Source organism: Pseudomonas sp. HP_12 (assembly GCF_055283955.1).
This window is the reverse complement of sequence record NZ_JBTOQG010000008.1, coordinates 51,621-72,244: the sequence shown is the minus strand read 5'-3', so window position 1 is coordinate 72,244 and position 20,624 is coordinate 51,621. Positions and strand designations below refer to the sequence as shown.

Below are 20,624 nucleotides of genomic sequence, written 5' to 3'. Positions count from 1 at the left end.
TCCGGGCGTACCGAATGTGCAGGGAAGCCTGCCTCGTCTTCAAAAGGGTTCGCATGCGGAAGAGTTTTCAGGCCGGTAGTCGTCGCGAAGGAGATGCGCCCCTTCGCGTTCAGTCAGGTCTTCGTTCGGGTTTGCTCGCCATCGGTCTTGCTTCGGCCGCGTTGCTGCACAGCTCCGTGGCGGCTGCGCTGGGGCTGGGCGAGATCAGCCTGCATTCCGCCCTCGGGCAACCCTTTAACGCCGATATTGAATTGATCGAAGCGGGTGGGCTGAGTCCCGAGGAAATCGTCGTGGGGCTCGCGCCGCCCGAGGCCTTCACCAAGGCTGGCGTTGAACGCGTGTTCTTTCTCAACGACCTGCGTTTCACCCCGGTGATCCGTGGCAACCGCAGTGTGATTCACATCGAATCGCACAAGGCGGTCACTGAGCCTTACTTGAACTTCCTCGTCAGGCTGGTACGGCCTAACGGCGACCAGCTGCATGAATACACCGTGTTGCTCGACCCGCCGACATCGCCTACAGGACTCGCCGCGACGCGCAGCCGTACTCAATCGCCGGCGGCCAGCGCGAAGAATGATGAGTCGCGTCTGCCGGTCGCGCCGCCCCAAGCTCGACAAGGCAAGCATTACACGGTTGTGTCCGGCGACACCCTGGCGGGTATTGCCCGTCAGGTACAGGCGCCGGGCAGCAAGACCTCTTCTGCCGAGTTGATAAAAGGTGTGGTGGCGCTCAATCCGCAAGCGTTTCCCAATGGCGAGCGCAGCCAGTTGAAGGTCGGTCAGAGCCTTTTGCTGCCGGACAATGCCCTTGAACCGAAGACCGCCAGCGCGCCTGCCGCTGCAGGCAGCAACCCCTCGGCAGCAGCTTCCGCCGCGACGGCTACCCCGGCGAACCAGAACGCGGTCGATCAGTTGTCGGCGACGGCACTGGAAAACCAGCAATTGAACAAGACGCTGGACGACCTCAAACAGCAAGTCCAGACGTCCACCGTCGAAGAGGCCGACAAGGACAAGCAGATCATCGAGCTGCAGACCCAGCTCGCCGAACTCAAGGCGCAGTCGGCCAAACCTGCGCCCGCTGCTCCGACGACAGGGGCGGTGACGACTGCGACTCCCGCTGCAACGCCAGCTCCCATAGCGACTCCCGCACCAGCGCCGACGCCGGTGCCGGTCGCCGCCGTGGACGATGACTTTCCCTGGACGTCGATTCTGGCGGCGCTTCTGGTGGTGTTGCTGCTCCTTGCGCTGGCCTGGTCGGTGCGCCGCAACCGGATCAAAAATCAGCTGGCCCTTGAGCCCGCGCCTGTCGAGCCAGTGGTCAGGCCTGCCGCGACGGTCACGCCGGTCTTCGAAGTGCCGGCTGTTACTGCGGCGCGTCCAGCCTCGGCAGCGCCTGCTGGCCAGCGCCTGGCCGGTGCCGCCACCGACGCGCTGGATGGTGCGAGCATTTACATCGCCTACGGTCGTTTCGCCGAAGCGCTGGCCATTCTGCGCGATGCGCTGGACAAGCAGCCCGAGCGTACCGATGTCCGCCTGCGCATCCTCGAACTGCTCGGCGAGCAGGGCGACGTGGAAGGGTATGACGAAGAAGAAAAGGTTCTGCTGAGCCAGGGCGTCGATGGGCAAAAGCTCCAGGACATCCGCGACCGTTACCCGAAACTGAAGCCCGAGCCCGTTGCTCCCGAACCGCCGTCCGCGCCAGTCGCCTCGCCTCCCATGACCTCGGCGGCAGCCCCTGCGGCGACGCTGGGTGCAGCTGCGGTGCTGGCGGGTCAAACGGTCTCGGCCAGTCAAGCATCAGACGACCACCCACAGCTCAGCCTGACAGAGCCCGCCCAGCTGGACGAAAATACGGCCGCATCGCTGAACCCGGTTGACCCTGCCGACGATTTCCAGCTCAACCTCGACGATCTCTCCATGGACGCCGACTGGGATCTGGTTGATCCGTTCGACAGCAAGCCCGCTCCCCGCAAGCCCGCGCCGGCGCCCGAGGCCGAACCTGAACTGGACACGTCGTTCTCGTCCGACCTGACGCAACTGCCTGAGGTTTTCGAGATGCCGGAAGAGCAGTTCCTCAGCGATTTTGCCGAAGAGGAAACGCCGCCGGAAATGGACGTCCAGTTCGAACCGGGCCCGGCAGCCGTCGTGCAGAGCAACAGCGATTTGCTGGACGACGCTTTTCTCGACAGCTTCATGATCGAGGAGGGCGGTTTCGATTTGCTGAGTCTGGACGAAGAACCGCTGAGCAAGATCAATGAGGCGCAGGTGCTGATTGATGAAGGCAACCTCGACGAAGCCCGCCGGCTGTTGCAGGAAGTGATCGACGGCTCTGACGACGGCCCTCAGCAAACGGCCCGTGATCTGCTGGCAGGGTTGGGCTGACCGATGTCCGCCAAGGCTGAAATCACCATCACCTACTGCACGCAATGCCAATGGCTGTTGCGTGCCGCCTGGCTGGCTCAGGAGTTGTTGAGCACCTTCACCGATGACCTCGGCAAGGTGTCGCTGATCCCAGGCACCGGCGGTGTGTTCCGCATCACCTGCGATGACGTGCAGATCTGGGAGCGCAAGGCCGACGGCGGGTTTCCCGAGGCCAAGGCACTCAAGCAGCGGGTGCGCGACCAGATTGATCCGGCCCGGGACCTGGGGCACAACGATCGTCACGCCGGCCTCGACACCTGAATGCGCATCGGCTGTCGCAAAGTGTTAATCGATAGGCCGTGTCATCAAAGCTAAACACCGTCGTCATGTTCATATCACCGACCACGTCCACGCTTGGGAAAACCCAAGTGGAGGTGGTCCATGAGCATTGCCGAGAACGTGAAACCCAGCCGTAAGCAACGTGTCCGGACCTTGTGGATCTCCGATGTGCACCTGGGAACCCGTGACTGCCAGGCCGAACACCTCTCCGGATTTCTCAAGCAATACCATGCCGACAAGGTGTACCTGGTCGGCGACATCATCGACGGCTGGAAGATGCGCGGCGGCATGTACTGGCCGCAGGCCCACACCAACGTCATCCGCCGCCTGTTGACCATGAGCAAGCGTGGTACGGAAGTCATCTACGTCACCGGCAACCACGACGAATTCCTGCGCCGCTATTCAAAACTCATTCTGGGCAATATCCAGTTGGTCGATGAAGCCGTGCACCTGACCGCCGAGGGTCGTCGGCTGCTGGTGATCCACGGTGACCAGTTCGACGTCATTACCCGCTACCATCGCTGGCTCGCCTTCCTTGGCGATTCGGCCTACGAATTCACCCTGACCCTCAATCGCTGGCTCAACCACTGGCGCGCCAAATACGGTTACGGCTATTGGTCGCTGTCGGCGTACTTGAAGCACAAGGTCAAGACGGCCGTGAGCTTCATCAGCGACTTCGAGGAAGCCATCGCCCATGAGTGCGCCAAGCGCGGCCTGGACGGGGTGGTGTGCGGACATATTCACCACGCCGAGATCCGTCAGGTGGGCGGCGTGGAATACCTCAACTGCGGCGACTGGGTGGAGTCCTGCACGGCCTTGATCGAACATTGGGATGGCACGATCGAGCTGTTCCGGCTGGCTGATGCACACGTCAAAGCCAAAAGCCCGCAAGCGCCGGAACCAGTGGGCGAAACGGTCTGAGCGCCAGCGCTTTGTAGCTCAATCGGGGCGGCAGCAAGGCGTCATAAGTGATGCCGAGGGAGTGCCGATCAAAACGGCACTTTGCCCCTGAGCATGTCCTTGTACATCACGAAATCGCCGAGCAGGCTGTAGAACGGATGCTTGAACGTGGCCGGGCGGTTTTTCTCGAAAAAGAAATGGCCGACCCAGGCGAAGGTGTAGCCCGCCAGCGGCAAGACCCATAACAACGTCCAGCTAGCGCTGAGCACGGCGAATGCCAGGATCAGGATGACCAGGCTTGTACCGATGAAATGCAAACGGCGGCAGGTGCTGTCGCGGTGTTCCTGCAGGTAGTACGGATAGAAGTCTGCGAATCGGTCGAAACGTTTCACTGTTTCCACAAAACTGTGCTCCGAGGCAGGGTATTGGCTGAGCTTAGTTCAGCCCCCGCCGCTCGCCGCGAAATTTCTAAGGGCTTCGCGAATGACATGGCCCGGCCCGCAGTGTTCTAGTGCCGCCAGAACGCCGGGATGCACAGCACCAGCACCGTGATGATTTCCAGCCGACCGAGCAGCATGCCCAGGGACAGAATCCACTTGGCGGCATCCGGCAGCGTCGAGAAATTGCCCGCCGGGCCGATGGTTTCACCCAGCCCTGGTCCTACGCCCGACACGGTGCTGGCGGCGCCGGTCAGCGCCGTCATCCAGTCCAGCCCCAGCAGCGACAGCATCAGCGCGATCAGGCAGATAGTGAAGGTGAAGAAAAACGAGAAGGTCAGAATCGAGCGCACGATCTCGTCGTCCAGCCGGTGACCGTTGTACTTCTGCTTGATCACGGCGCGTGGGTGAATCAACTGGTGCAGGTTGGCGCGCAGCAGGATGTACGCGACCTGAAAGCGGAAGACCTTCACGCCGCCGGCCGTTGACCCTGAACACCCGCCGATGAACCCCAGATAGAAAAACAGCATCAGGGCAAAGTTGCCCCACAGGCTGTAATCCCCCAGCGCGAAGCCGGTGGTCGTCACCACCGAGGTCACGTTCAGCGCCACATGGCGCAACGCGTCATACCACGGCAGATCGGTCGTCGCCCAATACCAGGCGCCCATTACCAGCCACGTCACCAGCAGCAGGACGAGGAAGCCCTGCACCTGCTGATCCTTGAGCAGCGCCCCGCGATTACCCCGCAGTGTTGCGACATACAGGGTGAACGGCAGGGCGCCGAGGATCATCACCACGATCGCCACCCAATGCACGGCGGGTTGCGGCCATTTCGCCAGGGACTGATCCGAGGTGGAGAAACCGCCGGTCGAAATCGCCGACATCGCGTGGTTGATCGCGTCGAACAGGCTCATGCCCGCCCACCAGAATGCCAGCGTGCCCAGCACGGTGATGCCGAGGTAAACCAGGACGATGAACTTGGCGACCATGTGGGAACGCGGCATGACTTTTTCGGAACGGTCCGACGACTCGGTCTGGAACAGACGCATGCCGCCGATGCGCAGCAGCGGAAGAATCGCCACGGCCATGCCGATGAAGCCAATCCCGCCGAGCCAGTGCAGCAACGAACGCCAGATCAGGATGCCGGGGGACATGGTGTCCAGCCCGCTGAGCACCGTGGAGCCGGTTGCGGTGATGCCGGACATGCTTTCGAAGAAGGAGTCGGTGTAGCTGATGTGTTGCGTGAGCAGAAACGGCAGCGCCGCGAAGACGCAGACGATGACCCAACTGCTGACCGTGAGCAGGTACATATCCCGCGGGCGCAGGTGAACGTGTTCCGGCCGGCCCTGACCCACCAGCGCCAGCCCGGACACGAACGTGATCAGGCTCGACCACAGAAACGACGGCATGTCGGCGGTGCGGTGGAAGATCATCAGGGTGACCATCGGCACGACCATGGCGATGGCCAGGGTAATCAGGAAGATGCCGATAATGAAACCGATGATGCGGAGGGTCGGCAACGCCATGCAGTCGCTCTGATCAGGTAGTGAGAGGGCGGCCATTCTACTCGCGGGCCCGTTTGTGTAAACCGAGGCATTTCCGAGAGTGTTGTAAGTAAATGCCCTGGTTAATCGTTATTGAAGTTCAAGACTGCACCGAGGGCACTACAATGGCCCGTCATTTTTCCTGGAGACGACTTAATGGAAGCGCTCGACGTATTGCTTAATCGCGTGTCCGTGCCCCGCTTGATCGAACCCGCTCCAAACGCCGAGCAACGCGAGATCCTCTTTGGCGCCGCCCTGCGCGCGCCGGACCACGGCGTGTTGCGGCCCTATCGCTTTCTGACCGTAGAGGGCGACGCACGTCACCGCATGGGGGATTTGCTGGCCCAGGCCTTGATCGACAAAGGCGGCGAGGTCGACGCCAAAGCGCTGGACAAGGCTAGAAACGGACCGTTGCGCGCGCCCTTGGTGGTCGTGGTCATCGCCAAGTTGACTGACCACTTCAAAGTGCCGAAAAAGGAACAAGTGATCACCGCAGGGTGCGCTGCCCACGGCATCCTCCTGGCCGCTTATGCGATGGGCATTGGCGCGGTCTGGCGCTCGGGGGATTTGTCCTACTCCCGCCATGTCGCCGAAGGGCTGGGTCTGACAGCCGAAGAAGAAATCGTCGGCTTTCTGTACCTCGGCACCCCGCAAAACCCGCCCCGCGAACCGGCAAAGCCGGACGTGGCCGAGTTTGTCAGCGCGTGGGAAGGTTAGTGGGACCGGCTTTAGCCGGGAAGGCATCAGGCGTTACGCCGCAAAACTGAGGGTGTGCACACCGACCTCTTCCCGGCTGAAGCCAGTCCTACTGGGTACCGCACCCATTCAGCGGGAGTGGCTGCGAACAGGGAATCAACCGTGCAAAGCGGTCAACTGGCGGGGCACCACGATGCTCGCCACGAATCCGCCCTGCGGATGATTGCCCAGCACCAGCGTCCCGCCGTGCTTCTCGGCGGCGCGTTTGGCAATCGCCAGACCCAGACCGTAACCCGGCGCGGTCTGGTTCGGCGCGCGATAGAACGGCTCGCCCAGCTGCGCCAGATGCTCCGGATTGGCACCGGGCCCGTGATCCCGCACGCTGAGACGCAACTCATCCCCCTCTGTGCTCGCGCTCAACTCGATCGGTTGCCCCTCCGGGTTGAAACGCAGCGCGTTGCGCAGCAGATTGTCCAGTGCCCGTTCCAGCACGCTCGGCCAGCCCTGCAACTGCACGCCAGGTTCCACCGACACCGAAACAGTTTGCTCGCCGCCGCCCATTTCCGTCTCAGCCTGCAAATGATGCAGCAGCCCTGACACATCCACCGCCGTGGCGCTGCCCATGTCGGCATCCAGTCTTGCCAGCGCCAGAATTTCACTGATCAACTCTTCCAGGCGGTCGCACTCACGGGTCAGGCGCGGCCACAGCTTGTTGCGCTCCACCGGCTCGGCGCGTTCGGCCAGGGCCAGGGCGATCCGCAGCCGGGCCAAAGGAGAGCGCAACTCGTGGGAAACGTCGCGCAGCAGCTGGCGCTGGCTGCTGATCTGACTTTGCAGGCGGGCGCCCATGCGGTTGAAGTCATTGGCCAGCACACCGAATTCATCACGACGATTGGCCAGTTGCGCCAGGCTGTTCTGCTGATACGTGGTCTGGCCGAGGTCATGCACCGCGCCACGCAAACGGCTTAACGGGCGGGTGATCGACAACGTCACCATCAGACTGAACAACGTCAGCACCACCAGCGCGATACCCAGCGCACTCAGCGGCCAGACCAGACTGTCGCGGTGCCAGGCGTCCAGCTCCGGATGAGGGATGCGGTAAATCAGCAGGTAGGTTTCGCCGGTTTTTTCACTGGTGTATTCGGTGGTCAGGCGCCGCCAGGGCAGCGGGCGTGTGTCGTCATTCTGCCGCTCTTCAAAGGCCGCCGCGCGGGGCGGGAAGGTACCGGGGATCACCGCCTCGCCGCTGTCGTTCAACACCTGAACGTCGATGTGGTATTTGCGCTTGAGGTCTTGCAGATAGTCCTGGGCAGATTTCTCGCCTTGGCCTTCGTACAGCTCGACCCACTTCTGCGGCAAGTTGTGCAGACCAGGATGGCGACTGAGGATCCAGGCGTCCTGATTGAGCACATGCCCCATCAGAATCGACAAGCCCGCCACCAACGCGATCGCCAGCCAGAAGCTGGCCAGGATTCTCCAGAACAATGAACGCACGTGCTGCCCTCGACCCGGTTCGTCAAATAGAAAACCCGACACGCCGGGGAGCGTGTCGGGTTAGGGGAAGTGTAATGCCGCGCCAGCAGCCGGTTACTGGGTTTTTTGCGCTTTCTGCGCTTTCCAGGCTTCGAACTCGGCGCGATCCGCACGACGCTGGGCCTCATCCTTCTGGATCTGGTCGAAGGTCTTTTGTTGCTCCGGTGTTAGCAGTGCACGGATGTCGGATTGGGTTTTGGCCCGGGCAGCTTCCTGTTCATCCTTCATCGCTTTCTGGTCGGCAGCTGACAGCTTGGCCAGGTACTTCTGGGTGATCTCGTTGCGGCCGTGCCATTGAGCGCCCATCAACCTGTCGACTTGCTGACGTTGATCCGGGGTCAGGTTCAGCTGTTCCAGAGGACCTTTGCGGTGATGCATGCCAGGCCCATCAAAGCCTGGACCACCAGGGCCACCCATCGGGCCGCCTTCCGGAGGCATGGCCATTGCAACGGTAGGGAGGGCTGCGGCGAACATCAAAGCCATCAAAGTCTTGCGCATGGTGAATCTCCTTGTCTCGATTTCGGCTCTGTGCCGGTTGAGGCCAGTTTAGGGAGATCAAGGTCAAGGGAGGTCAGGCGTGGGTAAAGCTTGGGTAAAGGGGGCGCGCTGGCGTGTTGACGTAGTGTGCCTGCTACCGAGTGCGCGCCCAGCTGTAAGCGGCAAGCCACAAGCTTCAAGCCAAAAGCAGTCCGGCGTCGCTGCCGATGCTGTTGCTTGTGCTGTCGCTGTTGCTTGCAGCTTGCAGCTTGCAGCTTGCAGCTTGCAGCTTGCAGCTCCCAACTCCCTCGTCAGAGGCTGTAATAATACCCACGGCTGCGCAGGGCCACTATGCGCGGGCGGCCGTCGGCGTGGGGGCCGATCTTCTTGCGCAGGTTGCTGACGTGCATATCAAGGCTGCGGTCGTAGAGCGTCAGCTTGCGGCCCAGGGCCAGTTGCGCCAGCTCCTGCTTCTCGAGCGGCTCGCCGGGCTGGCCGAGCAAGGCCTCAAGCAGACGCGCTTCGGACACGGTCAGGGTGAATTCCTGCTCATCAATCGTGACCACCCCGCGCGCCGGGCTGAAGCACAGGTCGCCCAGCTCGATCTGCGACGAGACCGCCGTCGGATGGCTGCGGCGCAATACCGCGCGCAGACGCGCTGTCAGTTCACGGGGATCGCAGGGCTTGGCCAGGTAATCGTCGGCACCCAGTTCCAGACCGAGGATGCGGTCCAGCGGTTCGCCGCGCGCCGACAGCATCAGCACGGGGAGGTCGGGGTGATCGGTGCGCAATTGTTTGAGCAGTTCCAGACCGCTGCCGTCGGGCAGCATCACGTCCAGCACCACCGCAGCGGGTGCGGATTCGGCGAGCGCCTTGCGCGCGCTCTGGCCATCGTGGCAGGCGCGCACGGCGAACCCTTCCTGACTCAACCAACTGCTCAGGAGCTCACACAGCTCCTGGTCATCATCAATAAGTAACAGCTCGCTCATGACTCACTCAATTTAGCCATTGCCGACGACGTCTACGCCGGTCGCTGGCAAAGATACCGCACTGGAGGGCCACCCTTGTTGCGCGGCCCCTCGCGACAAACCGTTGTTGTTCGATCAATACCCGCAAAGGCATGACCGCCCGTGCCTCTTTGAGCCGCAGTCAAAGCTCTTGGTTCTAGCAACTTATCGGCAGGCCAGTGCGAAGGGTGAGCAATGTAAAGCGGGTTGAAGGCGGTCCGGCTCATGTACGGAGCCGGGCGCTGGTCAGGCGTATCAGGGCAGGACTTGCTTGAACGGTTTGACGACCACGCCGGCGTAGACACCGGCTGCAACGTAGTGATCGGCATCAGCCCAGGCCTGGGCGTCCTTGAGGGACTCGAATTCCGCGACGATCAGGCTGCCGGTAAACCCTGCAGTGCCTGGGTCGATGCTGTCCACTGCAGGCATTGGGCCGGCGAGAACGATGCGGCCTTCGGCTTTCATTGCGTTCAGGCGATTAAGGTGCGCAGGGCGCGCGGCCAGGCGTTTTTCCAGCGAGTTGGCGACGTCGGTTGCCACGATTGCGTAGAGCATGTCAGTCCTCTCTTTTCTTGTTTGCAGGCTGGGTGGACGGGTCGGCGTCATGGATGTGGCGAGCCAGGTAGATGCCTTGGCCCACCAGGAACAGCAGGGTCATGCCCAGGCTGCCGAACACCTTGAAGTCGACCCAGAATTCTTGATAGGTAAAGGCCACATAGAGATTGGCCGCGCCGCAGAACAGGAAGAACAGGATCCAGGCGATGTTCAGCTTGGTCCAGACCGCCTGCGGCAGGGTCAGCGCGTGGCCCATGATGCGTTGAATCAACAGACGGTCGCCAATGAAGTGGCTGCCGGCAAAGATCAGCGCGAAGACCCAGTTGACGACCGGGGCTTTCCACTTCAGGAAGGTTTCGCTGTGGAAAGCCAGGGTCAGGCTACCGAAGACCAGACAGGCAATCAGCGTCAGCCACTGACTCTTTTCCAGTTTGCCCTGCCGGAAATAAAGGACGCCGTAGACCACCAGGGAACTGGCGATCAGCATCGCGGTGGCGCTGTAAATCCCGCCTACCATGAAGCTGTGGCCAAGGACATCGACGGCTTGCGGGCTGATTTTGTAAACGATGAAGAACAGGATGAGCGGGATGAAGTCGATGAATTGTTTCACAGTAAGAGCCAGAAGCTGGATGTGACGGCATAATAACAAACATCAATGACTGCGAAAGCGCCCCTATGAACGTCGATCTGCACTGCCACAGTACCGCTTCCGATGGCGCGCTTGCGCCCGCGGTACTCGTCGCGCGTGCCCATGAGCACGGCGTGAAAGTCCTCGCGCTGACCGATCACGACACCCTCGAAGGCCTGGCTGAAGCCCGTACTGCGGCGGTTGCGCTGGGTATGCAGCTGATCGATGGCATCGAACTGTCCTGCACCTGGGGCGGTGCCACCATTCATGTGCTGGGCTATGCATTCGATGTGGATGCCCCGCAATTGCGTGAAGCCATCGAGCAATTGCACACCGGACGCTGGTTGCGGGCCGAAGAAATAAGCCGCAAGTTGGCGATGAAAGGTATGCCCGGCGCGCTCGAAGGTGCGCGCGCGGTCCAGCAGGCACTGGGCGACAGCGGCAATGCGCCGGCCCGACCGCATTTTGCCGACTTTCTGGTCAATCAGGGTTTCGTCAAAGACCGCGCCGAAGCGTTCCGCAAATGGCTCGGCGCGGGCAAACTGGGCGACGTCAAGCAACACTGGCCGACCCTTGAAGAAACGGTGGCGACCCTGCGCGCCGCCGGAGCCTGGATCAGCCTTGCTCACCCTTCGCATTACGATTTCACCCGCAGCAAGCGTCGCAAGCTGGTCGCTGACTTCATCCAGGCCGGCGGCCACGCAATAGAAGTGGTCAACGGCCTGCAGCCTGCCGATCAGGTCGGCAGTCTGGCGATTCTGGCCCGTGAGTTCGGTCTGCTGGTCAGTGCCGGCAGTGATTTTCATGCCCCAGGCGCATGGTCTGAAATCGGCGTTTATCGCCCATTGCCCGAAGACCTGCCCCCCCTTTGGTGTCGGTTCAAACATGACCAGCCTACTGCCGTCTGAACAGGAAATTACCGTGAGTCAATTTTTCCAGGTCCATCCGGAGAATCCGCAAGCGCGCCTGATCAAGCAGGCCGTGGAAATCATCCGGGCGGGCGGTCTGGTGGTGTATCCCACCGATTCGTCCTACGCGTTGGGTTGCCAGATGGGCGACAAGACCGCCGTCGAGCGCATCCGTCGCCTGCGTCAACTCGATGACAAACACAACTTCACGCTGATGTGCAGCGACCTGTCCCAGCTCGGGTTGTTCGCCAAGGTCGACACCGCGGCGTTTCGCGTGCTCAAGGCGCATACGCCGGGGCCGTACACCTTCATCCTCGGCGCCACCCGTGACGTGCCGCGTCTGGTCCTGCACCCCAAGCGGCGGACCATTGGTTTGCGCGTGCCGGGTCATCCCATTGCTCAGGCGCTGTTGCAGGAACTGGGTGAGCCTTTGATGAGCGTCAGCCTGATCATGCCCGGCGAGACCATTCCGATGAGTGACCCTTATGAGATGCGCGGGATCCTCGAGCATCAGGTGGACCTGATCATCGACGCAGGTGAGGGCGGCATTTCGGCGTCGACCGTGGTCAACCTGACCGATGGCGAGCCCCAAGTGGTGCGCGTGGGTTGCGGCGATCCGACGCCGTTCGGGGTCGAAGTCGAGTGACCCAGGCGCAAACGCTGGATGTTCAGACCGATGCTCACATCGACCCGCAGGCCAGCGCTCAGCAAGAGCTGCCGTTTGCCATGGTCTACGGTCAGGCCGTCACGCAGATGCCGGTCGATCTGTACATCCCGCCGGATGCGCTGGAAGTGTTCCTCGAAGCCTTCGAAGGCCCGCTGGACTTGCTGCTGTACCTGATTCGGAAACAGAACATCAACATCCTCGACATCCCCGTGGCGGAAATCACCCGTCAGTACATGGGGTATGTCGAGCTGATGAAAACCGTGCGTCTGGAGCTCGCCGCCGAGTATCTGGTCATGGCGGCCATGCTTGCCGAGATTAAATCGCGCATGTTGCTGCCGCGCTCGGAGATGGCTGAGGAGGAAGAGGGTGACCCTCGCGCCGAGCTGATTCGCCGCTTGCAGCAATACGAGCGGTTCAAGGCGGCAGCTGAAGGCATCGACCAGCTGTCCCGCGTGGGCCGTGATGTCTTTATACCCAGGCTTGAGGCGCCCGAAGCGCGGGTGCGCAAGTTACTGCCGGATGTCGCCCTCGAAGAGCTGTTGATGTCGATGGCCGACGTGCTGCGCCGTGGCGACATGTTCGAAAGCCATCAGGTCAGCCGCGAGGCGCTGTCCACCCGCGAGCGCATGAGTGATGTGCTGGAGCGCTTGAAAGGAGCGGGTTTCGTGCCCTTTGCCGAGCTGTTCACAGCAGAAGAGGGGCGGCTGGGCGTGGTGGTGACGTTCATGGCCGTGCTGGAACTGGTCAAGGAGCAACTGGTGGAGCTGGTGCAAAACGAAGCCTTCGCCGTTATTCATGTGCGGGCGCGAGCCGAATAAAGAGCAAGAGCTGATCAATGAACCTGAATGAACCCCGCGATCTGGCGCCGTTGCTCGAAGCGTTTCTGCTTGCCTCCGGAAAACCGCAGTCCCTGGAGCGCCTCTACGAGCTGTTCGAAGAGGGCGAGCGGCCCGAACCTCCGGTCTTCAAGAAGGCCCTGACGCTGCTGGCCAAATCCTGCGATAACCGCGCCTTTGAGCTGAAAGAAGTGGCCACCGGCTACCGCTTGCAGATCCGCGAGAAGTTCGCGCCGTGGGTCGGGCGCTTGTGGGAAGAGCGGCCCCAGCGTTATTCCCGGGCCCTGCTGGAAACCATGGCGCTGATCGCGTACCGCCAGCCGATCACCCGTGGCGAGATCGAGGACGTGCGCGGCGTCGCGGTCAATACCAACATCGTCAAGACCTTGATGGAGCGCGAGTGGATAAGGATCGTCGGCTACCGCGACGTACCCGGCAAGCCGGCAATGTTTGCCACCACCAAAGCGTTTCTTGACCACTTCAACCTGAAAAACCTCGACGAACTGCCACCGCTGGCCGACCTGCGCGAGATGGAAACCGAGCCGGTGCTGGAATTCGACGACGCGCCGGTGCCCGCGCATTTGCAGGCGTTGGCCGACGCCAGCTTGCCGCTCGATGCTGACGCCGAGCCTGAAGCGCCCCGGGATGAGACCAGTTTCCGCAGCCTGCTGGCCGAGCTGGACACCATGGAGCAGGGCCTGAAAATCGACTTTGACGATTTATTGCTCGATGAGCCCGATAAAGAGTCTGAATTGGAAGAACCGCCGCAGGACGATGAAGATCCGCGGTGACGATGGCTGTGGCGGAAATGTCCGCAGCGCCCAATTCCTCACTCAGGCGAACCCATGAGCACCAAGAATCCCTGCATCAGCCTCTGCAAATTCGACGAGGAAATTTGCCTCGGCTGCGGTCGCAGCAAGCGCGAAATCAAGTCCTGGAAGAAGATGGAGAAGGACGAAAAGCGCTCGGTGCTCGCCGAGTCGGCTCTGCGGCTGATCAAACTCAAGGGCGCCAGTCGGCGGAAAAAGAAGTGAGCCTGAATTTTTCATCTAGTCTCTGGTGCGCAACGCGCTTCAGGCGCGTATGATTCGCGACCTTTTGGCGATCCACACGCGCCAGGGATTTCAGTTTTCTGCCCGTTCCGCTTCAGAGTTGTTCTGATCCGGAGCCGCTCTCGTCCAGAGAGCCGGGCCACAGGCCATGCCCACTCGCGCATGCCCTGATTCGACACACCGGGAGGTGCCCAGATGAGTGAACAAGACAAGCAAGACAAAGAGATCGGCCCAGCAGGCGAAAAACTGCAGAAGGTCCTGGCGCGCATTGGCGTCGGTTCCCGTCGCGACGTTGAAGCCTGGATCGGCGAAGGCCGCATCAAGGTCAACGGCGTTCAGGCCACGCTCGGTCAGCGCGTTGACCTGCACGACGCCATCACGGTCGACGGTCGCGTGATCCGCCGCGAAGAAGCCGCCGAAACCGTTCGCCGCGTCGTCATGTACAACAAGCCAGACGGTGAAATCTGCACCCGTGACGACCCTGAAGGCCGTCCGACTGTATTTGATCGCCTGCCGCGCCCGAAAGAAGGCCGCTGGATCAATATCGGTCGTCTGGACATCAACACCACCGGCCTGCTGATGTTCACCACCGACGGTGAACTGGCCAACCGCCTGATGCACCCCTCGTTCGAGATGGACCGCGAGTACGCCGTGCGCGTCCGTGGCGAAGTCGACGACGACATGCTGGCGCGCCTGAAGGCTGGCGTGGTGCTGGAAGACGGCCCTGCGCGTTTCACCGACATTCAGCAGGCGCCGGGTGGCGAAGGCTTCAACCACTGGTACCACTGTGTGGTCATGGAAGGCCGCAACCGTGAAGTTCGCCGGTTGTGGGAATCCCAGGGGTTGGTGGTCAGCCGCCTGAAGCGCGTGCGTTTCGGTCCGGTGTTCCTCAATTCCGACCTGCCAATGGGTCGCTGGCGCGAAATGAGCCAGCAGGAAGTGGACATCCTCAGCGCCGAGGTCGGCCTGACGCCGGTCGCGATGCCGCAGATGACCGCCAAGACCAAAGACAAGCTGGAGCGTTTGCAGCGCCAGTCGTCCCGTCCATTGGGCAAAGGCGAACGTGTGCGTCAGGTTCGTCCGGCCAAGGATGCGGTGTCCCCCGATCGCCCGGCCCGCGAGCCGCGTCTGGCTGATGGTGAGCGCCCGGCGCGCAAACCTGCCGAAAGCGGTCGTCCGGCGCGCACGCCGCGTCCGGCCATCGGTGGTCGTGGCGACACTGCCCGTGGCGGCAATCCACGTGGCGACAGCGCCCGCAGCGAAAGCGGTCGTGGCACGCCGGTGGCGGAACGTCCGAGCGACATGAACAAGCGTCCTGCCAAGCCGAAGCCTTCGCGTCCCGGCATCGGTCTGGTGGACGACAAGACCCCGTCCGGCAAACGCCGCGGCCCGCCAAGCGGCTCCGGTCAGCGTCCGGGCTTCGGTCGCCGCAAGCCTGAGTAATGGCGTTGTGAAATACTGACAGCGGTCTGCACTACGAAAAACGCCAGTCGAGAGACTGGCGTTTTTTTATGCCCGCTTGGGAGTCAGACGACGTAGGCAGTCCCGTCGAACACCACTCGCTTGTCCACGGCCAGCGATCCGCTGTTGAAGATCAGGTCCATGTGATGGCTGCCCTTGGCGCCGCCGCCCAGGCCCAGATGCAGCCCGCAGTGGCGCTCCTCGAACCCTGCGTTGCGTGCGTACAGCTGACTGACGCCTTCGTTGGTGCCGATCCCCAATTCCTCGATGCGCCGGTTCGAGGGATTGGCGTCCAGGTATTTATTGAAGTCGTGCTCCAGCCCCGGCACGTCCGTGGCGATGCGGGTCACCACGGAGTTCTCGATCCACAATTCCAGCGGCGATTCGATGATGCCGTATTTGCGCGCGAAAGGGATGGTGCTGAGAAACGTGCCGAGAAACCGCACATGACCGTTGATGGATTCGCTGTGGGTGGCAATCTCACCGGGGGCCAGGTCGTAGTTGCCGACGCCGTTGATGTTGGTCCATTTCTTCAGCTCGCGCAGCGGGGCCTCAAAGTATGAACCGTGATCGTCGCTGAAGCTGAGGGTCTCGCCTTGGTTCATGGTGTCGATCAGTGCCGCATTCAGCTGCGCGATGCGCTCGGGCTCAACGCTGAAGGCGTCGTAGAAATAGTCGCCGTAATCTTTGAACAGCAGAGACTTCTTCCACTGCGCCGACATCACTTCCTGCAACTGGCGTATGAACGGTGGCCCCTCCGCGCGAGGATTGGGCAGCGTTGAGGAATCGTAGAACAGGACGAAGAGATCGGAATCGGTGATGGCTTCTGTCAGTTCGCTGATAGGAGACGTGTCCAGCGGCATAGTGCTGAACCGGAAGAAATCCCGCGCCGTAGCGCTTTCGATGATGCCATTGACGATGCTGCGGTATTCCGGGGTATGGGCCAGTAGTACTTGGGGAGTGTTCATGCCGGCGATGGCGGGGTGGCGTTGCAGGTAATACAGGAAATGTTCGATTGCGCTGCTGTTATCCATAGTGCGCTCCGCTCCGAATGCTTAAAACAAGAGGGCGAACGCGTTAGCCACGTTCGCCCTTCAGCTGTTTTAGAACGGCCACATCGCGGTGCCAAACGGCACGACGGCGTCAGCCTGCATCATTTCCACAGCGGCATCATGAGTCGGTGCTTCAAACCAATCGTCCAATTGCAGTTCTTCTTCCAGAGCCAGTTCAACTGTTTGCATAGGTGAATCTCCTGAGAATGACGTACTTGCCGAATGCAGCGAGGACGAGAGGGCTGAGCCCCGGGTCCTCGTCATGGAAGCACACTGACCTTCGTGGCCAGCAAGCACTGAAAAAACTAGTGCAAGAACCGGAGTGTTGCAAAATAAAAAATGGGAGATAAATGCTGGCATTTCGCCGGAATTATCGAAACTTCCTGCGAAAACAACGTTAGGGAGCTTTCGATTTCGGGGAATTATTTTTGCGACAGAATTGTGTCGGCAGAGTGATTGAGAGCCCAGTCAATAACAGATTTCCGGCTAAAGCCGGTCCTACTCTTCCGCGCAATCCGGTGTGAGCGGTGTACAATGCGCGCCCGTTTTTTCTGTGATCCACCGGCGTATGGACGCCAATCCCTCGGGGTTACCCACTCCGTTTCCCTCCGCCGCGTCATGAGCGCGTCGGGTTCGATTCCGTCACAGACAAGCGCGCCAAGGTGGTTTGCCAATGAGTGAAAACATGTCCCATTCGGGTGACTTGAAGCGTGGTCTGAAGAACCGTCACATCCAGCTGATCGCCCTCGGTGGCGCGATCGGCACGGGTCTGTTTCTGGGCTCGGCAGGGGTGCTGAAGTCCGCTGGCCCGTCGATGATCCTTGGCTACGCCGTCTGCGGCTTCATCGCCTTCATGATCATGCGCCAGCTGGGCGAGATGATCGTCGAAGAGCCGGTGGCCGGGTCGTTCAGCCATTTCGCCCACAAATACTGGGGCGGCTTTGCCGGTTTCCTGTCGGGCTGGAACTGCTGGGTCCTGTACATTCTGGTGGGCATGTCCGAGCTGACCGCCGTTGGCAAGTACATCCAGTACTGGTGGCCGGAAGTCCCGGCGTGGGCCTCGGCCGCGGTGTTCTTCGTAATGATCAACGTCATCAACCTGGCCAACGTAAAAGTCTTTGGCGAGGCTGAATTCTGGTTCGCGATCATCAAGGTCGTGGCGATTCTGGGGATGATTGCCCTAGGCAGTTATCTGCTGGTCAGTGGCGAGGGCGGTCCGCAAGCGTCGGTCAGCAACCTGTGGGACCGGGGCGGCTTCTTCCCCCATGGCGTGAGCGGGCTGGTCATGGCGCTGGCGTTCATCATGTTCTCGTTCGGTGGCCTTGAGATGCTCGGCTTCACCGCAGCCGAAGCGGATCAGCCGCGGACCATCATTCCCAAGGCGATCAATCAGGTCATCTACCGGATTCTGATTTTCTACATCGGCTCGCTGGTGGTACTGCTGTCGCTGACGCCATGGGACGCTTTGCTGATCGACCTCAATGCCTCTGGCGATGCCTACAGCGGCAGCCCGTTCGTGCATGTGTTCTCGATGCTGGGCAGCACAACGGCGGCGCACATACTCAACTTCGTCGTACTGACGGCGGCGTTGTCGGTCTATAACAGCGGCACCTATTGCAACGCGCGCATGCTGTTTGGCATGGCCGAACAGGGCGATGCGCCGCAGTCACTGGCGCGGGTCGACGGCCGGGGAGTTCCGGTGCGGGCGATTCTGGTGTCGGCGGCAGTGACGCTGATTGCCGTGCTGCTCAACTACCTGATGCCGCAAAATGCCCTTGAGCTGCTGATGTCGCTGGTGGTCGCCACGCTGGTGATCAACTGGGCGATGATCAGCTATTCGCACCTCAAGTTCCGCCAGCACCTGACCCGGGTCGGCCAGCAGCCGCTGTTCAAGGCGCTGTGGTACCCGTACGGCAACTACGTCTGTCTGGCGTTTGTGGTGCTGATTCTCGGGATCATGCTGATGATTCCCGGCATCCGGATTTCGGTCTACGCGATCCCGGTCTGGCTGGCGGCGATGTGGGTGTTCTACCTGATCAAGAACAAGCGTCGGGCCGATAGCGAGTCAATGGCCCAGCGGACGTCGATCATTAAATAAGGCGAGAGCCGCCGGTGACGTCGCGGCGGCTTCGAACCAGGACACAGGTTGCCATGCTGATCATTTCCAACAACATCCATCTGCCGGACAGCGACGTCGAGCTGACCGCCATCCGTGCCCAGGGTGCGGGTGGTCAGAACGTCAACAAGGTGTCCAGCGCCATGCACCTGCGCTTCGACATCAACGCCTCGTCGCTGCCGCCGTTCTACAAGGAACGCCTGCTGGCGCTGCGTGACAGCCGCATCACCAGCGACGGCGTGCTCGTCATCAAAGCGCAGCAGTACCGGACGCAGGAACAGAACCGTGCCGATGCGCTGGAGCGTTTGAGTGAGCTGATCGTCAGTGCGGGGAAGGTCGAGAAGAAGCGCCGGCCGACCAAGCCGACCCTGGGCTCGAAGACCCGCCGGCTGGAATCAAAGACCAAGCGCGGGTCGATCAAGGCAGGGCGGGGTAAGGTCGATTTTTAAACAGCGTTGACGGGATCAGCTGGCGACCGGCTTTTCCCGTGTCCTGTTGGCGTGCTTGTACAGATACACACTCAGCCCCAGCCCGCTCAGCGAAGCCAGCGCGGCGAACAGGAAGATCGACGCAAAGCCGAAACCTGCCGCCACGGCGCCCGCCACCGGCCCGGTAATCCCCAGCGATAGGTCGATGAACAGCGAATAAGCCCCCACTGCCGCACCGCGACTGGCCGGCGGTACCAGATTGACCGCTTCGACGCCGAGCGCCGGGAACACCAGCGAGAAGCCGAAGCCAGTCAGCGCCGCACCGGCCAGCGCCAGATTCGGGTTGGGCGCCAGCCACAGCAGCAGCAACCCCAACGTCTCCACTGACAGGCAGGCTATCGCCACGCGGAAGCCGCCGATGCGGTTGATCAGGTTGCCGAACAGCAGGCGTGCGCCGATGAAGCAGGCGCCGAACAGGCTCAGGCACAACACCGCATTCGGCCAGGTGTGGCTGGCGTAATACAGGGTGATGAAGGTCGCGATGGTGCCGAAGCCGATCGAACCCAGCGCCAGCCCGGTGCCGTGGGGCAGCACGCGGCCGAGCACGTGAAGGAAGGGCAAACGCTCCCCATGCACCAGCGGCGCCGGGGTTTTCTTCCAGGCCAGGGAAATACCCAGCGCTGCCAGCAGCATGATGCTGACGCCCATGCTCCACAGCCCCAGCGCGTTGACCAGCAACACACCCACCGGCGCGCCGATGGCCAGTGCGCCATAACTGGCGATGCCGTTCCATGAAATCACTTTGGCCGTATTGGCGGCGCCAACGCGGCCGATGCCCCAGCCGATCGAGCCGGAGCCAACCAGGCTCTCTGCACTGCCAAGCACCAGCCGGCCCACAAACAAGCTGATCAGGCTGACCATCGGCCAGGCCTCGAGCCAGTCGGCGAGGAGCATGAACACGCCGCTCAACCCGCAGCCGAACAGGCCGATGATCACCGCTTTCTTCGGGCCCCGGGTGTCAATGATGCGCCCGGCGTAAGGGCGGCTGAGCAGGGTTGCGAGATATTGCACGCTGATCACCAGCCCGGCGGCGACCGCGCCGAAGCCAAGGTCGGTGTGCACATAACCGGGCAATACGGCCAGCGGGATACCGATGTTCAGGTAGCCGATGAAGGTGAACAGCACGATGGAAACAACCTGCAGCGTGACAGCCATAGGACGTTGAGGGGCAGCGCTCGAAGCGTCTGGCATGGGCATAGATCCACGGTTACGACGGAAAAAGAATAGCGAGGGGGCAATCGGGTTGAAGCGTAGACGCTTGAATCCGCGCGAGGGCACATGATAACGAGGCACGGCGGTTCATGGGAGTGGCGGATGGGTGGATCTGGGTCGGAGTGGAGCAGAGGTGAAGCTTGTCGCGAATGATTCAGCCCTTATGGAAATACACCTTGAAGACGCTCTTCCATAGGGGCTGGATAATTAGCCTTCAGCGCGGGCTTTGGGCTTTGCTGCTCTCGTTGCGTTTACCGCTGGCTTTCATCTCGATCGGCTGACCGAGTTCCTGGCGGGCTGCTGCGCTTTGCTGGGTTTGGCTTGGGAAGGGGAAGTTCGGGATTTCATGCATATCG

General features: G+C 61.5%; 23 protein-coding genes. 12 read left to right on the top strand and 11 right to left on the bottom strand.

The features are described 5' to 3' along the window. Nucleotides 1–53: 53 nt before the first annotated feature. The 3 genes from ACYASU_RS08010 (at nucleotide 54) to ACYASU_RS08000 (ending at nucleotide 3,620) form a co-directional block, all read left to right on the top strand. The gene (locus tag ACYASU_RS08010) at nucleotides 54–2,381 is read left to right on the top strand and encodes a FimV/HubP family polar landmark protein (RefSeq protein WP_463582471.1); all 2,328 of its coding nucleotides are present in this window, start codon (nucleotides 54–56) and stop codon (nucleotides 2,379–2,381) included. A 3-nt stretch (nucleotides 2,382–2,384) separates the two neighbouring features. Further along, the gene (locus tag ACYASU_RS08005) at nucleotides 2,385–2,681 is read left to right on the top strand and encodes an Rdx family protein (RefSeq protein WP_463582470.1); all 297 of its coding nucleotides are present in this window, start codon (nucleotides 2,385–2,387) and stop codon (nucleotides 2,679–2,681) included. Between the two features lie 120 nt (nucleotides 2,682–2,801). Further along, entirely contained in the window at nucleotides 2,802–3,620 is an 819-nt protein-coding gene (locus tag ACYASU_RS08000; RefSeq protein WP_463582469.1) for a UDP-2,3-diacylglucosamine diphosphatase, read from the top strand. Nucleotides 3,621–3,688: 68 nt separating this feature from the next. Here the strand turns inward: ACYASU_RS08000 and ACYASU_RS07995 are convergent, their stop codons facing one another. Continuing rightward, on the bottom strand, nucleotides 3,689–4,000 hold the full coding sequence (locus ACYASU_RS07995; RefSeq protein WP_463582468.1) for an Mpo1-like protein: 312 nt from the start codon (nucleotides 3,998–4,000) through the stop codon (nucleotides 3,689–3,691). A 107-nt stretch (nucleotides 4,001–4,107) separates the two neighbouring features. Further along, nucleotides 4,108–5,562 (bottom strand): TrkH family potassium uptake protein, encoded by a 1,455-nt coding sequence (locus tag ACYASU_RS07990; protein WP_282371117.1) that lies wholly within the window; start codon nucleotides 5,560–5,562, stop codon nucleotides 4,108–4,110. Between the two features lie 174 nt (nucleotides 5,563–5,736). On the opposite strand from ACYASU_RS07990, the gene ACYASU_RS07985 reads away from it, so the two are divergent. Then, on the top strand, nucleotides 5,737–6,297 hold the full coding sequence (locus ACYASU_RS07985; RefSeq protein ID WP_463582467.1) for an NAD(P)H nitroreductase: 561 nt from the start codon (nucleotides 5,737–5,739) through the stop codon (nucleotides 6,295–6,297). A 135-nt stretch (nucleotides 6,298–6,432) separates the two neighbouring features. Here the strand turns inward: ACYASU_RS07985 and ACYASU_RS07980 are convergent, their stop codons facing one another. The 5 genes from ACYASU_RS07980 to ACYASU_RS07960 all read right to left on the bottom strand — a co-directional run bounded on the left by ACYASU_RS07980 (nucleotide 6,433) and on the right by ACYASU_RS07960 (nucleotide 10,458). Continuing rightward, entirely contained in the window at nucleotides 6,433–7,770 is a 1,338-nt protein-coding gene (locus ACYASU_RS07980) for a sensor histidine kinase (protein WP_282371061.1), read from the bottom strand. 93 nt (nucleotides 7,771–7,863) lie between these two features. After that, complete coding sequence (locus ACYASU_RS07975) at nucleotides 7,864–8,307, bottom strand: Spy/CpxP family protein refolding chaperone (protein ID WP_192170980.1); 444 nt, start codon at nucleotides 8,305–8,307, stop codon at nucleotides 7,864–7,866. 290 nt (nucleotides 8,308–8,597) lie between these two features. After that, nucleotides 8,598–9,275: a response regulator transcription factor gene (locus ACYASU_RS07970; RefSeq protein ID WP_074890298.1), complete on the bottom strand. Its 678-nt coding sequence runs from the start codon at nucleotides 9,273–9,275 to the stop codon at nucleotides 8,598–8,600. Between the two features lie 273 nt (nucleotides 9,276–9,548). Then, entirely contained in the window at nucleotides 9,549–9,848 is a 300-nt protein-coding gene (locus ACYASU_RS07965) for a YciI family protein (RefSeq protein WP_463582466.1), read from the bottom strand. A gap of 1 nt (nucleotide 9,849) precedes the next feature. Then, nucleotides 9,850–10,458 carry a septation protein A gene (locus ACYASU_RS07960; RefSeq protein WP_346625440.1) on the bottom strand — a complete coding sequence of 203 codons (609 nt, stop codon included), beginning with the start codon at nucleotides 10,456–10,458 and terminating at the stop codon, nucleotides 9,850–9,852. A 65-nt stretch (nucleotides 10,459–10,523) separates the two neighbouring features. Here ACYASU_RS07960 and ACYASU_RS07955 point away from each other — a divergent pair, with 65 nt between their 5' ends. The 6 genes from ACYASU_RS07955 to rluB all read left to right on the top strand — a co-directional run bounded on the left by ACYASU_RS07955 (nucleotide 10,524) and on the right by rluB (nucleotide 15,382). Then, on the top strand, nucleotides 10,524–11,384 hold the full coding sequence (locus ACYASU_RS07955) for a PHP domain-containing protein (protein ID WP_282371073.1): 861 nt from the start codon (nucleotides 10,524–10,526) through the stop codon (nucleotides 11,382–11,384). A 13-nt stretch (nucleotides 11,385–11,397) separates the two neighbouring features. Then, nucleotides 11,398–12,030 carry an L-threonylcarbamoyladenylate synthase gene (locus ACYASU_RS07950; protein ID WP_108121457.1) on the top strand — a complete coding sequence of 211 codons (633 nt, stop codon included), beginning with the start codon at nucleotides 11,398–11,400 and terminating at the stop codon, nucleotides 12,028–12,030. 140 nt (nucleotides 12,031–12,170) lie between these two features. Next, nucleotides 12,171–12,869: a segregation and condensation protein A gene (locus ACYASU_RS07945; RefSeq protein WP_192171059.1), complete on the top strand. Its 699-nt coding sequence runs from the start codon at nucleotides 12,171–12,173 to the stop codon at nucleotides 12,867–12,869. 17 nt (nucleotides 12,870–12,886) lie between these two features. After that, complete coding sequence (scpB, locus tag ACYASU_RS07940; RefSeq protein ID WP_463582465.1) at nucleotides 12,887–13,678, top strand: SMC-Scp complex subunit ScpB; 792 nt, start codon at nucleotides 12,887–12,889, stop codon at nucleotides 13,676–13,678. 54 nt (nucleotides 13,679–13,732) lie between these two features. Continuing rightward, entirely contained in the window at nucleotides 13,733–13,921 is a 189-nt protein-coding gene (locus ACYASU_RS07935; protein ID WP_163022138.1) for a DUF1289 domain-containing protein, read from the top strand. Between the two features lie 213 nt (nucleotides 13,922–14,134). After that, nucleotides 14,135–15,382 (top strand): 23S rRNA pseudouridine(2605) synthase RluB, encoded by a 1,248-nt coding sequence (gene rluB / locus ACYASU_RS07930; RefSeq protein ID WP_192170986.1) that lies wholly within the window; start codon nucleotides 14,135–14,137, stop codon nucleotides 15,380–15,382. An 83-nt stretch (nucleotides 15,383–15,465) separates the two neighbouring features. Here rluB and ACYASU_RS07925 read toward each other — a convergent pair whose 3' ends face one another. Continuing rightward, nucleotides 15,466–16,434, bottom strand: a complete 969-nt coding sequence (locus tag ACYASU_RS07925; RefSeq protein WP_463582464.1) for a M29 family metallopeptidase — start codon at nucleotides 16,432–16,434, stop codon at nucleotides 15,466–15,468. Nucleotides 16,435–16,503: 69 nt separating this feature from the next. Next, on the bottom strand, nucleotides 16,504–16,641 hold the full coding sequence (locus ACYASU_RS07920) for a hypothetical protein (protein ID WP_163022139.1): 138 nt from the start codon (nucleotides 16,639–16,641) through the stop codon (nucleotides 16,504–16,506). A gap of 484 nt (nucleotides 16,642–17,125) precedes the next feature. Between ACYASU_RS07920 and ACYASU_RS07915 the strand changes: the two genes are divergently transcribed. Beyond that, entirely contained in the window at nucleotides 17,126–18,550 is a 1,425-nt protein-coding gene (locus tag ACYASU_RS07915) for an amino acid permease (protein ID WP_463582463.1), read from the top strand. 53 nt (nucleotides 18,551–18,603) lie between these two features. Continuing rightward, nucleotides 18,604–19,017, top strand: a complete 414-nt coding sequence (arfB, locus tag ACYASU_RS07910) for an alternative ribosome rescue aminoacyl-tRNA hydrolase ArfB (protein WP_172611221.1) — start codon at nucleotides 18,604–18,606, stop codon at nucleotides 19,015–19,017. A gap of 15 nt (nucleotides 19,018–19,032) precedes the next feature. Here arfB and ACYASU_RS07905 read toward each other — a convergent pair whose 3' ends face one another. Beyond that, nucleotides 19,033–20,247 carry an MFS transporter gene (locus tag ACYASU_RS07905; RefSeq protein ID WP_463582462.1) on the bottom strand — a complete coding sequence of 405 codons (1,215 nt, stop codon included), beginning with the start codon at nucleotides 20,245–20,247 and terminating at the stop codon, nucleotides 19,033–19,035. Nucleotides 20,248–20,482: 235 nt separating this feature from the next. Continuing rightward, a complete protein-coding gene (locus ACYASU_RS07900; RefSeq protein WP_192170990.1) occupies nucleotides 20,483–20,620 on the bottom strand; it encodes a hypothetical protein in 138 nt (45 codons plus the stop codon). Nucleotides 20,621–20,624: the final 4 nt, after the last annotated feature.